At 61.2% G+C, this 13,206-nt stretch carries 15 protein-coding genes; 6 read left to right on the forward strand and 9 right to left on the reverse strand.

Annotation, left to right across the window (positions count from 1 at the left end):
* Positions 1-190: 190 nt before the first annotated feature.
* Positions 191-364: a hypothetical protein gene (locus ABIC09_RS27040; RefSeq protein ID WP_354034658.1), complete on the reverse strand. Its 174-nt coding sequence runs from the start codon at positions 362-364 to the stop codon at positions 191-193.
* A gap of 588 nt (positions 365-952) precedes the next feature.
* Here ABIC09_RS27040 and ABIC09_RS27045 point away from each other — a divergent pair.
* Positions 953-1,108 (forward strand): hypothetical protein, encoded by a 156-nt coding sequence (locus ABIC09_RS27045; RefSeq protein WP_354111157.1) that lies wholly within the window; start codon positions 953-955, stop codon positions 1,106-1,108.
* Positions 1,109-1,669: 561 nt separating this feature from the next.
* Positions 1,670-1,939 (forward strand): hypothetical protein, encoded by a 270-nt coding sequence (locus ABIC09_RS27050; RefSeq protein ID WP_354034655.1) that lies wholly within the window; start codon positions 1,670-1,672, stop codon positions 1,937-1,939.
* A 17-nt stretch (positions 1,940-1,956) separates the two neighbouring features.
* On the opposite strand, the gene ABIC09_RS27055 is transcribed toward ABIC09_RS27050, so the two are convergent.
* The 3 genes from ABIC09_RS27055 to rfbA all read right to left on the reverse strand — a co-directional run bounded on the left by ABIC09_RS27055 (position 1,957) and on the right by rfbA (position 4,216).
* A complete protein-coding gene (locus ABIC09_RS27055) occupies positions 1,957-2,163 on the reverse strand; it encodes a hypothetical protein (protein ID WP_354111158.1) in 207 nt (68 codons plus the stop codon).
* Positions 2,164-2,257: 94 nt separating this feature from the next.
* Complete coding sequence (gene rfbB, locus ABIC09_RS27060) at positions 2,258-3,322, reverse strand: dTDP-glucose 4,6-dehydratase (protein ID WP_354034653.1); 1,065 nt, start codon at positions 3,320-3,322, stop codon at positions 2,258-2,260.
* Between the two features lie 12 nt (positions 3,323-3,334).
* Positions 3,335-4,216 (reverse strand): glucose-1-phosphate thymidylyltransferase RfbA, encoded by an 882-nt coding sequence (rfbA, locus tag ABIC09_RS27065; RefSeq protein WP_354111159.1) that lies wholly within the window; start codon positions 4,214-4,216, stop codon positions 3,335-3,337.
* An 86-nt stretch (positions 4,217-4,302) separates the two neighbouring features.
* On the opposite strand from rfbA, the gene rfbC reads away from it, so the two are divergent.
* The 3 genes from rfbC (at position 4,303) to ABIC09_RS27080 (ending at position 6,288) form a co-directional block, all read left to right on the forward strand.
* Positions 4,303-4,857, forward strand: a complete 555-nt coding sequence (gene rfbC / locus ABIC09_RS27070) for a dTDP-4-dehydrorhamnose 3,5-epimerase (protein WP_354034854.1) — start codon at positions 4,303-4,305, stop codon at positions 4,855-4,857.
* A gap of 1 nt (position 4,858) precedes the next feature.
* Positions 4,859-5,755, forward strand: a complete 897-nt coding sequence (rfbD, locus tag ABIC09_RS27075) for a dTDP-4-dehydrorhamnose reductase (protein WP_354084922.1) — start codon at positions 4,859-4,861, stop codon at positions 5,753-5,755.
* A 110-nt stretch (positions 5,756-5,865) separates the two neighbouring features.
* Complete coding sequence (locus ABIC09_RS27080) at positions 5,866-6,288, forward strand: hypothetical protein (RefSeq protein WP_234681973.1); 423 nt, start codon at positions 5,866-5,868, stop codon at positions 6,286-6,288.
* Positions 6,289-6,321: 33 nt separating this feature from the next.
* Here ABIC09_RS27080 and ABIC09_RS27085 read toward each other — a convergent pair whose 3' ends face one another.
* The gene (locus ABIC09_RS27085) at positions 6,322-7,056 is read right to left on the reverse strand and encodes a metallophosphoesterase family protein (protein WP_354111160.1); all 735 of its coding nucleotides are present in this window, start codon (positions 7,054-7,056) and stop codon (positions 6,322-6,324) included.
* A gap of 121 nt (positions 7,057-7,177) precedes the next feature.
* Positions 7,178-7,504, reverse strand: a complete 327-nt coding sequence (locus ABIC09_RS27090) for a hypothetical protein (RefSeq protein ID WP_354111161.1) — start codon at positions 7,502-7,504, stop codon at positions 7,178-7,180.
* 344 nt (positions 7,505-7,848) lie between these two features.
* On the opposite strand from ABIC09_RS27090, the gene ABIC09_RS27095 reads away from it, so the two are divergent.
* Complete coding sequence (locus tag ABIC09_RS27095; RefSeq protein WP_354084920.1) at positions 7,849-9,273, forward strand: undecaprenyl-phosphate glucose phosphotransferase; 1,425 nt, start codon at positions 7,849-7,851, stop codon at positions 9,271-9,273.
* Between the two features lie 108 nt (positions 9,274-9,381).
* Here ABIC09_RS27095 and ABIC09_RS27100 read toward each other — a convergent pair whose 3' ends face one another.
* The 3 genes from ABIC09_RS27100 to ABIC09_RS27110 are packed head-to-tail and all read right to left on the reverse strand — an operon-like array spanning position 9,382 to position 13,054.
* A complete protein-coding gene (locus tag ABIC09_RS27100) occupies positions 9,382-10,101 on the reverse strand; it encodes a hypothetical protein (RefSeq protein ID WP_354111162.1) in 720 nt (239 codons plus the stop codon).
* Positions 10,102-10,156: 55 nt separating this feature from the next.
* A complete protein-coding gene (locus ABIC09_RS27105) occupies positions 10,157-12,406 on the reverse strand; it encodes a polysaccharide biosynthesis tyrosine autokinase (protein ID WP_354111163.1) in 2,250 nt (749 codons plus the stop codon).
* A 27-nt stretch (positions 12,407-12,433) separates the two neighbouring features.
* The gene (locus ABIC09_RS27110; RefSeq protein WP_354111164.1) at positions 12,434-13,054 is read right to left on the reverse strand and encodes a hypothetical protein; all 621 of its coding nucleotides are present in this window, start codon (positions 13,052-13,054) and stop codon (positions 12,434-12,436) included.
* Positions 13,055-13,206 lie beyond the last annotated feature (152 nt).

Here is a 13,206-nt window from a genome sequence, read left to right on the forward strand (position 1 = left end):
TCCGATACCGAGGCTTCGAGCAATTGCCTCGGCGACAAAAAGTCGATGTTCAATCGGAGAGTCTAACACCCGCGCACGGAGAGATCGAGAGCGCCGAAGCGTCTGGAATGCGTCGTTTTGCGACTTGCATTCGGCTGGTGCCGACGGCAATGGCCCGTATCCACGAAGTGTCGCTCGCGGCGTACGCCCGCTAGCTCTTCTTGGCGGCCTTTGACTTGAGCGCCAGGCCGAGACGCAAGGCCATGCGCTTGATTGCGTCGGGCGATCGCCCGAGCTGCCTCGCTGCCTCCTCCAACGACGTCGAAGATTTGGCCAACTCCATGAGCCGGCGGTCTTCCTTGAACGACCAGGGCTTCCGCGCCATAACCGAAATGATCCTCTTACATCGACATAACGACAAAGCCGCCAAGCGGACCCATGTCGCTCGACGGCCTTGCTTGGGTGGGGCCGGGCTCTTGGGGAAGCCCGGTGCGAAAATGGATATGCGATCGGTGAGACTTCGCAACAAACAACGGGGATTAAGCTAACCTCTCAACCTTACCGCGAGGAAATCGGCGCCGGGCGCTCCGTACAACTCCGGGGTTTTTCTGATCTCGCGCCGATCAGCGACGGCAGCAGCCATCCGGCCCGACGCCCCGTCACGACGTCCGGTTGCCGCAGAACCGGTCTGCCCTCCCGCAAGGCCGCTTGTGAAACTTTTCGGATGCGATCGGACGATCTCGCGTAAAAGCTGCAAACTGTTGAGTCGTTCAAATCCCGCTCAGGCGCCCATCGGAAAAATTGTTCCGTCACCCCGATGCTGGGCGCCGCATCGATTCAAAATTCGTTGAAGATCGATGTCGTGCAGGAGTCCGCGTGCACATCAGCCGATTCTCGTCTGCGTCCGTCACGAGATCGTCGAATTCGTTGGGCTATGATCGTGCGAGCGATACGAATAAAAAAGAAGATCTGTATGCTTCAAAAAACGCTATCCGCAAAGCCTCTGGCGAAGATGAGAGAGCGGGCATTCGAAGGTGCCTTTCTCGGCATTGCGCTGATCGCAATGGCGGGCTGGGCCTATTTTATCATTCTGCTGTCAGTCAAATTCTTCTTCTGGCTGGTTGGTTGATGCAAACGGCCAGGAAGCAAGCACGCTGCTGCCCAAAAATTCCCGCCTGTGACGACAAAATCAGCGGCCATGATCACGATCTCGACACAACTCGAAGATGAGAATGTTCGCTAGGCGAATGGAGGCGACTGACGCGCGCCAAATAGAGAGACCTTCAAATGAGTTGGGTTTCGATTCTGATTTCGATCTTCGTTGGCTTCTGCATCGGCTACGCGACGCGCGCGCGGCGGGCGCACGGGGAGCAGCGACCGGTCCATGCGGCCTGGGAGCGCCAGCACGTGTCGTTAGCCAGGGCGCGCCGTGCGTTCTGAGTGGATTCAGCCGAAATCATACCGCGCGAAGGTAACCATACGAGGCCGGTCAGGCCGTGCCCGATGCTGTTCCCTTCACATGCCCTCATTAAGTTGCGCACGGTTCTTGCAGGCACCTGATGGTCCTTGCGTGCGTGACTGAGTTTGGGAAGCCGACACGGATGGTCCGGCAATTTGCCCTTGGTCGTTCGGACTTGCGGGTGGTGTCCTGTTGGTCTGAACGGCCCATGGATCGCGAAAGAGGTGCGCCATGACGAGCGTCAGGAACAACAATGCGCCGCGGCGATATTTTGTCGATGCGGTCGGCAGGCGTGTTCTGATCGGTCTGACGCCCGAGGAGACCTATGAGTTCGAGCGGCTCGACCGCGAGCCGGATGGCGGCCGAACCGGAGCCAGCTGGATCGAGCGGAGCTCTCAGCCTGCTCCCGGCGAGCAGCGCTGGCTGGAGCTGTACGCCAAGCATGAAGACGCATGGAAGGTCTGGATGGCGCAGAGCCGGGTCGATCAACCTTATCTCTAGTCTCACGCGCCAGAATCTCAGGCCAAATCGTCCGGGAAAGGCGGCGCGGGAAAAAGCTTCGCGAGGCGGTCCAGCCCCATCCCACGCACTCTTGCGTCCAGGGCATGCCGCGCCATGACGTGCCTGAACTTCCATTCAGGGCCGGAAAACTGGTCCGCGTCCCAGATCTGTGGCCTCGGACGACCATCCAGGCCGCGAATCCAGACGAAGTAGGATTCGTGCATCCTCGTGTCAGTCCCTCCTGCAGATCGACGCGGTCAGCCTGCCGTCACCTCCTGCGGGACGGCAGCTGCCACGAAGGGGTGGTCGACCCGCTAGCTAGCCGAGGCCGATCCGCTTCTGCTGATAGCCGCGATCGAGAATGGCTTGCCACCAGATGCGGTTGTCGAAGAACCAGCGAACCGTCTTGGCAAGGCCGCTTTCGAAATTCTCGTCAGCGCGCCATCCGAGCTCGCGCTCGAGCTTCGAAGCATCGATCGCGTAGCGGCGATCGTGACCGGGGCGGTCGGCGACGAACGAAATGAGGCCGCGCCGGGGGTCTGCCGTGCGCGGCGACATTTCGTCCAGCATATCGCAAATGCTTTCGACGACGTGCAAATTGGTACGCTCGTTTCGACCGCCGACATTGTACGTCTCGCCGATCGCACCGCGCTCGAGCACGAGCGTGAGCGCCTTGGCGTGGTCCTCGACGTAGAGCCAGTCGCGGATGTTCTGTCCGTCGCCGTAGACCGGCAGGGGCTCGCCGGCGAGCCCCTTGATGATGATGTGGGGAATCAGCTTCTCGGGGAAGTGATACGGCCCGTAATTGTTCGAGCAGTTCGTCACCATCGTCGGAAGGTCGTAGGTCTCGCGCCAGGCGCGAACCAGATGGTCGGAGGATGCCTTGCTCGCCGAGTAGGGCGAGTTCGGTGAATAGGACGTGGTCTCGGTAAAGTAACCGTCCTTGCCGAGCGACCCGAACACCTCGTCGGTGGAGATGTGGAGAAAGCGGAATTGCGAGCGGCGATCCGGGCTCAGGGCCCTCCAGTATCGCAGCGCCTCCTGCAGCAGCGTGAAGGTGCCGACGATGTTGGTCTGGATGAATTCGCCAGGGCCGTCGATCGAACGATCTACATGGCTCTCGGCCGCCAGGTTCATCACTGCGACGGGCTGGTACTTCTCGAACAGCTTGCGAAGCGAGGCTGCCTCGCAAATGCATTGCTGCTCGAATGCATAGCGGGGGTTTGCCTCGGCGTCAGGGATCGACTCGAGGTTCGCCGCATAAGTCAGCTTGTCGATGTTGACGACTCGCGCGTGCGTGTCGCGGAGGAGATGACGGACGACTGCAGAGCCGATGAAACCAGCACCGCCCGTGACGAAAATCGTGGAGCCTTCGAAACGCATGTGTGATCTGCCTCAGTCTTGAGCGGCGAAGGAGCGGGCAACCGATTGCAGATACTCGCCGTAGCTGCTCTTGGCGGTCTTCTCTGCAACTTTCTTGAAGGCTTCGAGAGAAATGTAACCGCGCCGCAAGGCGATTTCCTCGGGGCAGGCGATGCGCAAGCCCTGGCGCTGTTCCAGTATCTGAACGAAGTGGCTGGCTTCGACCAGCGAGGCGTGCGTGCCGGTGTCGAGCCAGGCAAACCCGCGCCCGAGCACTTCGACGAACAGGTCGCCGCGCGCGAGGTAGGCATTGTTGACGTCGGTGATCTCGATCTCGCCCCGCGCCGAAGGCTTGATCCCCGCAGCGATGTCGACCACGCTGTTGTCGTAGAAATAGAGGCCGGTGACGGCCACATTCGACTTCGGCTGCTTGGGCTTCTCTTCGATCGAGCGCGCACGTCCGTCACTATCGAGCTCGACCACGCCGTATTGCTCGGGTGAGTTGACGACGTAGCCGAAGACCGTGGCACCGCTCTGGCGTGTTGCCGCCCTGGCCAGCATCTCCGGAAGTCCGTGGCCGTAGAAGATATTGTCGCCGAGAACCAGGGCGACTGAATCCGATCCCACGAATTCGCGGCCGACGATGAAGGCGTCGGCAAGACCGCGCGGGGTGTCCTGCGTGGCGTAAGAGAAGTTGACGCCGATCTCCGATCCATCACCGAGCAAGCGCTGGAACAACGGCTTGTCCTGCGGCGTCGAGATGATGAGAATGTCGCGAATGCCAGCGAGCATGAGCGTCGACAGCGGATAGTAGATCATCGGCTTGTCGAAAACCGGAAGCAGCTGCTTCGATACCACTGTCGTGACGGGAAAAAGGCGCGAGCCTGTTCCGCCGGCGAGTATAATTCCCTTCATTAGGTCCCTCTGGTTTACCAATTTGAAAATATCAGATAGTGTGCGCTGCACAAGATTGTTGTATGTGCGGAGCTGAAGGCGCTGGAATGAACGTAATCAAGACAGATCTGCCCGAAGTTTTGATCATCGAGCCGAAGCTATTCGGCGATCAACGCGGCTTTTTCTTGGAGACCTACCAATTCGAGCGTTACGCGCAGAGCGGGGTTGCGCAGCCGTTCGTTCAGGACAACCTGTCACGCTCGCGTCATGGAGTGTTGCGGGGGCTGCACCTACAAAATCCGGGCGCGCAGGGCAAGCTGGTCACGGCGCTCCGCGGCCGGGTCCTGGATGTTGCAGTCGACGTCCGCGTCGGTAGCCCAAATTTTGGGCGTCATGTTGCTGTCGAGCTGAATGAGGAGAATCGGCGGCAATTGTGGGTCCCTCGCGGCTTCGCCCATGGTTTTGCCGTTCTCTCCGAGACGGCCGATTTCTTCTACAAATGCGACGCGCTCTACAGCCCGAAGGATGAGATCTCGGTTCGATGGAACGATCCGGCGATTGGCATCGACTGGGGCGTCGGAGATCCCTCGCTTTCGCCCAAGGATGCCGATGCGCCCTTGCTCGCGGATGTGAAGAATCTTCCGCGTTACGGGGAGATCTGACATGAAGATCCTTCTGACGGGCACTGCGGGGCAGGTGGGCGGTGCGCTGCTTCCGCTGCTTCAGGGACGGGCCGATATCGTTGCACCGGCGCTGGAAGAGTTCGACCTGTCGCGGCCGGACGAGCTTGCCGGCAAGCTGGATTCGATCAAGCCGGATCTGATCGTCAATCCCGCCGCTTATACCGCCGTCGACCGTGCGGAAGACGAGCGAGAGCTCGCGTTTCGGATCAACGCGGAATCTCCCAGGGCAATCGCCAAGTGGGCGGCGCCCCGCGGCGTGCCGCTGGTGCACTTTTCGACGGACTATGTCTTCGACGGCTCCGGCGATCGTCCGTGGCGCGAGGACAGCACGCCGGCGCCTCTCTCGGTGTACGGCCAGAGCAAGCTCGCCGGCGACCAGGCCATTGCCGAGGCGGGTGCTTTGCATGTGATCGCGCGCACGTCCTGGGTGTACGCTGCCACCGGCGCGAATTTTCTCAAGACAATCGTGCGCCTCGCCGGAGAGCGCGAGCAGTTGCGGATCGTCGGCGACCAGATCGGCGCGCCGACGACAGCCGATACGATTTCGCAAGCGGTGGTTGCAATGCTGCCGCGGAGCGGAGACGATCTTCGCAAGGCGTTCGAGCAGCGAAGCGGCGTCGTCAATCTGGTCTGCGCGGGCGAGACCAGCTGGCACGGCTTTGCGACTGCGATCGTTGCCGGGCTGCGATCGAGGGGCGCCAAGTTCGCCGTGAAGGAAATCGTTCCGATCCGTTCCGACGAATTTCCGGTCAAGGCGAAGCGGCCCTCCAACTCTCGCCTCGATCTCACGCGGCTGCGCGAGCGGTTCGGCATTACGCCGCCGAGCTGGCAGCAGGCGCTCGATCGCGAGCTGGATGCCCTCAAGGCGACGATCTGAACGCCGGTTCACAGGGCCGCATCGGAGTACAACGTTCGGCAGCCTTTAAACTTTGTTAACCATCCAGGGCCCATTTTCCGTTCTGGCGCCTCGAACCGGAAAGTGCACGCATGTTTCAGCTCTTCTTGCGGGCCCGCACTCACAATTTCCTGAAAGACCGCTTCGGCGGAGAGCAGACATTCCGTGCCCGCTCGCCCGAGCGCGACGCCGACACTGATCGCACGCGCATCGAAGCCATCATGGTTGCAATCGAGGATGCGCTGCATGCGGCGGAGCGCGAGCAATCGGGGCTGAACCGCCGGGTGGAGGACGTGCTGGCGCGCGCGGCTGTGACCATCGGCAACGGCAATGACGAATATCTCGAGCGCGAGGCGCTGGACAATCACCATCAGGATCTGTTCGACAAGGAAATCCTGAACGGCCAGCGCAGGCTCAAGGAGCTCAGCGCCTCGATCGCCCACTTCAAATTCCTGAAGGCAGCGATGCTCAGTCGGTTTCCGGAATACCGGCCGCCGGCAAGCCAGACCAATTGACGCTTCGCGCCGGGCGCAGGCGTCGCTAGCTTGCTAGATCGCGAGCATGCTGTTGCCCTGAATCGACAGCAGGGTCAGGTTGCCGGTCGCATACGCTCCGGTATCGATATTGGCACGGTTCTCGAGCAGCTCGGCCTGGCGCACCGGCGTATGGCCGTGCACGACGTATTTGCCGAAACGCTTCCTGCTCTGGAGAAACTCGTCCCTGATCCACAGCAGATCCTGCTCGCGCTGCTCAGACAGGGGGATTCCCGGACGAACGCCGGCATGCACGAAGAAGAAGTCGCCGCATGTGAATGTCGGCCGCAACTGGCGCAGGAACGAGATGTGCTGCGGCGGCATCGCGGAGGTGAGCTCGCGCACGAGATCGGACTGTTCGTCCTTGCTGAGATCGGGCGTTGCCGAGATTCCGTAGGACATCAGGGTCTGGAGGCCGCCGAACTGAAACCAGTCGGCGGTGCGCGAGGGATCGTCCAGCACGGAGGTGAAATAGGCTTCGTGATTGCCCTTGAGAAAGACCGTGTTGCGGCGGCGGCTGCGGTCGATCAGCAGATCGAGGGTGTGACGCGAGTCCGGTCCGCGATCGATGTAGTCGCCGAGAAAGACCTCGATCGCGCGATAGGGCCGGCTGTTCGCCATGTCCGCATCGATGACGGCGAACATCTGTTCGAGCAGATGCGCGCAGCCGTGGATGTCGCTGAGTGCGTAGATTCGCACGCCGTTCGGCAGCTTCGGCCGGGGCGAGTTCTGAGTCGGGGGCGTGACCATGGGGTCCAACTCTTTCAGAGAGCTTCGCCCGAGATGTCAATATGCTATCGACGAATTCGGGTCGGCACGAGCCGCTTTTTTCGTCCACGCCACGTGAACGCCGGTTCGAGCGGCTGTCTTATCACCCGTGTGGTCCAATGAGGCGTCGATTTGCCGCGCGGGGTGCGCTCAGCCGAAGCTGCGGCTGTCGAAACGACGGTGCGGTCTCGTTGCGATACGCTGTCGCACGCGTGCGGATGAGAAGCGCGCCGCCGAGATAGCCGAGCTGGAGCACGGCCGCAAAGACAACGATCATAACGACAATGTGAGCCGAGCCCTGTCCCTGCCATGCAGAAACGGCGCCAATCATCGCGCCGCCCAGCACGATCGCCGGAGGCAGAATGAAAATCCGGAATCGGCCGCCAAGCAACGATCCGATCAGCAGACTGAAAATGGCGACGGTACTCACGGCACACTCCCAAGAAACTGCCACGAGTGTTAATGGCGCCGGCCTAAGGTCGGCTTAAGCAACAGGGTTGAACAACCGTTCAAATGTGCGCGCAACAATGCGTAAAATTAGAATGATTTGATGCGAAGCGCGACGCGATGCTCAGATAAATGTCAGGCTTGTGGCGACACTTTGAGCATGCAACGTATGCAGGCGCGGCATTGCAGAAAATAGATTTGATTATTTTGGTGCGGTGCCGCATTGTTGCTTTGTTTAGTTAAGACATTGTCGAGGACGCACCGCACATTTAATCGACTGCTTGCAATTCGGCGGTTGCGCGTGTGTGACGAGGCAGCGAGGTTCGGATGGCTGTAGCAACTTATGGTTCGGAAAACTATTATTCGGTTGTATCGAACCGTCGGGGTGCCCTCCAACGTCCCCTCCAGATCGCTCTGATCGCTGGTGACTTTCTAGCGCTGCTGTTGAGCTATTTCGCGGCGAGTGGTCTATATCGCCTGCTCGTTGCCGAGCAGGATTCGTCGGTCGGCGCGGGTCTCGTGGTCGCCGCGGTATTCGTGACGATCTCCTACTTCCAGGGCGTCTACGATCATCATCGTTTACTCAACACGGTCTGGCAGCTTCGCAAGTCGCTTGCGATCTGGGCCATCTCGCTCACCATTCTCGCGGTCGAGGCGTTCCTGCTCAAATCCTCTGCGGATCTGTCGCGCGGAACCACGTTGCTGTTTGCTGCAACCGGCGGTGCCGCCTTGGGCGGGTTGCGGGTGCTGTGGCGCATCGCGCTGAACTCGAGCTATGCCAAAGGCCGCCTGGTCGATCGCAAGGTCGTGCTGCTCAGCCTCAAGCCGCTCGATTTCACCTCGAGCCGTTTCAAGGATCTGCGCAAGCACGGCTTCAATGTCGTGCGTCATTTCGTTCTCGGGCCGTCCGAAGATGGCTCTGGCTGGGATCACGAGATTCGCGACGTCGTGCGTCAGGCGCGCGCAGCCGATGTCGAGGAATATCTCCTGGTCATCGACTGGGACGAGATGCCGCTGCTCCAGAGGCTGAGCCAGCACCTGCGCGTGGTTCCCCAGCCGATTCGCCTGTTGCCCGACTTTCCGATCGCCGATCTCGTCTCACGGCCATTCCAGCCGGTCAGCGGCACGGTTGCCATCGAGATCCAGCGTGCGCCGCTCACCGTGTTCGAGCGTGCGCAGAAGCGCTGCCTGGATATCGGCCTTGCCTCGTTTGCCCTGTTGCTGCTGGCACCGCTGCTGGTGACGGCGGCGATCATGATCAAGCTCGACTCGATGGGCAATGTGATCTTCAAGCAGTCCCGGCGCGGGTTCAACGGCAAACCGTTCCAGATCTGGAAGTTCCGTTCCATGACGGTGGCGGAAAATGGCCACACCGTGACGCAGGCGACGAAGTCTGACGCTCGCGTCACCCGCGTCGGTCGCGTGCTGCGACGGACCAGCATTGACGAGTTGCCGCAGCTCTGGAACGTGCTGCGCGGTGAGATGTCGCTGGTCGGACCACGTCCGCATGCGCTCGCGCATGACAATTATTACGACCAGCTGATCAGCAACTACGTGTATCGGCACCACATGAAGCCGGGCCTGACCGGTTGGGCCCAGGTCAACGGTTTCCGCGGCGAGACGCCGACCATCGACCTGATGGAGAAGCGGGTCGAGTACGATGTCTGGTACGTCAGCAATTGGAGCATCTGGCTGGACATCAGGATCATCCTGAAGACCGCTCTGGCCCTAATCCATCAGGAAGCCTACTGAGAAGCGCGGGCCGCTGTCCGTCGGTGGCGAGATATTTTCCACGGCATCGATCATGAGCTGACGTGGCGCTCCGGTCCGCGCGCTGTCGGTGCAGCCGGGAGCAGCCGGCTAATTCTCGAGCAGGTAGCGCGGACGGTCGTCTGCCGGATAGCACCGATGCTGGATCTTTCCTCCGGCCTCCCGGACGAGATACCAGAAAGCCAATTTCTCCCGTTCGGACCCGTCGCAGGTCAGATCGAGAAGTTTGCCGCGTGCCGAGGCCGGGGATTTGACGTAGAGCGCGGCGGCGCTGGGGTACAGCCGGTCGTGGAAGACGTCGTTGAAATCCTGTACCGTAGCGTCCGTCAACGCCGTGGGCAGCGCGTCGAATGCCCGGAAGGCGAGAGGCACGCGCATCATTTGCAGCCAGACCTCATGCGGTGCGAGGCGGTAGGATTGGCCGAGAAGCGCTACGCTTCTGGCCGTTAGCCCGTCCTGGCGGGAGCCAGCCCAGAACGCCGCCAGCCATCCGAGCGACTCGGTCGGAGCGCATCCCAGCAGGATCCTGCTCATCCGCTGGACGGCATCAACATCCGAATCCGCCTGTGTCAGATCAGTGCCGCGGACGGTCATGTCGGTGGCCGACAATTGCAGGACGAGCAACTCCCGAAGCGCCTTTGGTTCGCACTGGTGCTGAGCCGCGGGCAGGTTCGCCGCCACGATGCGCCTCAGCAACGGCGCGTCGTAGCTCTCGCCGGCGGCGATTTGCCGGGCAACCCGCGATACCGTGGGATCGGTCAGATTGGGGAGAGTCGATACCGCCCACGCCAGGGCGGAGGCCGCCAGCAAACAATTGGCGCCGCGCGCGAGCCAGCGCGAGCGACGAGGTGCGCCGGCCTCGGCCTTAGGCTCCCTCGACATAGTAGGCGTTGTAGTGCGAGCCTTTGTAGCCCTCGATGCGCTTCAGCATCTTCGGGTTTGCACCGTTGAGAACGGTGCCCAGCACCTTCTTCTGAATGCCTTCGGAGCTCGACATCGATTCCTGCAGGGCCGTACGCGTGGTGCGGCCCCATTCGATGACATAGACATAGGCGTCAATGAGGTGGCTGATGGCCTTGGCATCGGTGACCGGCATCACCGGCGCCAGATCGATGACGATGTAGTCGTATTCGTTACGCAGAAGCGCCAGCAAATCGGCCATCGCCTTCGAGGCCATGATGTCGGCGGAGTTCACCATGCGCGAGACGGCAAAGGAGGGCAGGAAATCCAGTCCGGTCTCCGCGCTGCGCCGGATGTGGTGTCCAACCGCTTGCGGATTCTTGAGAGCCTCCAGCAACCCGCTCTTGGCGGTCGGGTCGAGCTCCTTGGTCAGCGAGCGCGTATGGAGGTCGCCGTCGATCAGCAACACGCGCTTGCCGGTGAATGCGGTGAGGTGCGCGAAGTTGGCCGAGACCGTGGTCTTGCCTTCTTTCGGAAGCGACGACACGATGCCGATGATCTTCACCTCCCGCGACAGGCGGGCGAGATCGATTGAGACCTTGATGTTGCGCATGGTCTCGGCATAGCGCGAGAAGGGATGGTCGATGACGTAGCGGGAGAGCTGGCCGCTCGCCTCGACCGGCGCGCCATCGGGCGATCGCGAGCCGCGTATCTTCGGCAAGCCCATCGCCCTGGCGCCGATGGCGGGGAGCACCCCGAGGCATTTGACGCCGATCTCGTCCTCGACCTCGGTCGGAGAGCGCAGCACGTCGCTCAGCATCTCCCGGGCAAAGGCGGCGCCCAGGCCGAAGCAAAGACCACCGAACAGGGCTCCGATCAGCGAGAGCACCGTCTTCGGCGAGCTCTTGCGGTCCGGCTTGACGGCGGTGCTGATGATGCGGGATTCGCTGATCGGGAAGCTCTGGTTCTGCAATGCCTGCTGCTGCTTCTCCAGGAAGCTGTTGTACAGGTTGCGGTAGGTGTCGGCCGCGCTCTCGAGGTCGCGCAGCTTCACCTGCGCCTGTCCGGTGTTGCCGGCCTGGCTGACGAGATTCTTGAGGTTTTCCTCCAGCGAAGTCTCACGGCTCTTCGCGATTTCGTAGTCGCTGCGATAGGCATCGCCGATACGCTTGACCTCGTCCGCGATCGACTTGCGCAGCTCATCCATGCGATTGGCAAGATTGACCGACGCCTGATGAGTCTTGCCATACCGGCTCGACCAATCCGAGTACTGCGCCGAAAGATCGAGATATTGTGCGCGCAGCCGGGTGATCACGGGATTGTTCAGCGCGTCGGTGACGGTCGGCTGGGCGAGATCCTTGTCGCTGATCGCGTCGATGCGGTCCAGCCGTGCCTTGGCTTCGGCGGTGGCCGCACGGGCCTGAATGAGCTGCGTGTTGACGTCGGTCAGCTGCTGTTCGTTCATCAGGCCGCGGCTGGTGCCGACGATATTGTTCTGGCTCTTGAAGGTCTGCACGGCGCGGTCGCTGGCGGTCGCCTGCTCGCGCAGCTCGGCGCTGCGCTGCTGCAACCATTCGCTGGCGCGTTTGGTGGATTGGTACTTCGCGTCGAGGGCGCCGACGGTATAGGCATCCGCGATCTCGTTGGCGATCTGAGCGGCCTTGTCGGGGTCTCGCGAACGGAAGCTGGCCGACAGCACGTATGTTGTCAGGACGCGCTCGACCTTCAGGTTGGCCTGCACAGCGCCAACCGTTCCACGCTCGATGCGCTCTTTCGACGCCGGCCCATCTGATCCGAAAAGTCCAATCACCCTGCCGATGATCGCCGGGATGAGGCCCGGATCCGAACCGTTGAACTCGGGATCTTCCGTCAGCTTCATGCGGCGAACAACAGACCGGATTAGATCGTCGGAGGTGATGATCTCGACCTGGCTGTCGACGAAGCCGGGGTCGATCAGCGCATTGGAGACGCCGGTGTCCTTGTCGAGCACCTGGGTCTGGCGGGTATCCATCAGGATTCGCGTGTTCGCCGTATACATCGGCGTCGCGGTCAGCAGGTAAACGACGACGAGTGCGAAGGCGCCGCCGACGATCGTTGCGATCAGCGGCCACTGCCGTCGCAGGATGCCCAGTATACGCTCGACGCTCAGCGTCGCTCCCGCCAGATCTAGCGCGGACCTCTCTTGCAGGTGAAACTGCTCTCTGGGCTGGTACATTTGAATATTCATCAACCTGACGTGAGGTTATTGGGGAGTCGGTGCAGGGGCAAACGGATCGGCGATGTCCGTGTTCCATTCGCCGGTCATCAAGCTGTTCGCAGAATCAGAAGGTTTTTTGGTTGGTGACGATCGCGCACCTCCCGCCGACTGCGAAGCCACTGAATTCGGGTCGAACTCCACAGCCTCCAGCTCCGCTGAGTATCCTGAACTCACGGCCGAGTCCGCCAGCTTTCGTACAAAATCACTGATCTTCTGGGCGGTTTCAGGCTTGCGGGAGACACAGATCAGCTGCGCTCGGCGCAAGGCCACGCCGATCGCGTTGCGATCGACGTTTGCGGACTCGCTGACGAGGTCGCGCACTCTTGGCAGGATGGAGATATCGGTTACGATGTAGGCAGCGAGGCGGTCCGCGAGCTTGCTTCGATCGTTGCGGATCTCCCGCAGCAGTGATGCGGGTTCAGTCTGAAAGGCTTGCAGGACAACGGCGGGTACGCGGTTCGCTTGCTCGACGCACTGAGCTTCGCAGCGGCCGGCGGCGCACGCAGCAATCAGCAGCGCCAACGCGACCGCCAAGCGGTAACCGCCGGCGCCGCGATCGGCAGATTGTCGTTGTCCGGGCAGGGCCAAACCACTCATCGCGTTCATTCAAACAAACCGCCGCAAAGGCTTCGCTAAAGCCGAGTGTCGCGCTTAACTATGTCAAATTCTTGTGCGGTGCAAAATATAGTCTGAAACCTCGGAAATTCATAGCAAATTTCGTCATGCGGCGAATGCCGCATTGCGAACAGCGTATGCAT

This window comes from Bradyrhizobium sp. S3.12.5 (assembly GCF_040548225.1).
GTDB lineage: Bacteria > Pseudomonadota > Alphaproteobacteria > Rhizobiales > Xanthobacteraceae > Bradyrhizobium > Bradyrhizobium cytisi.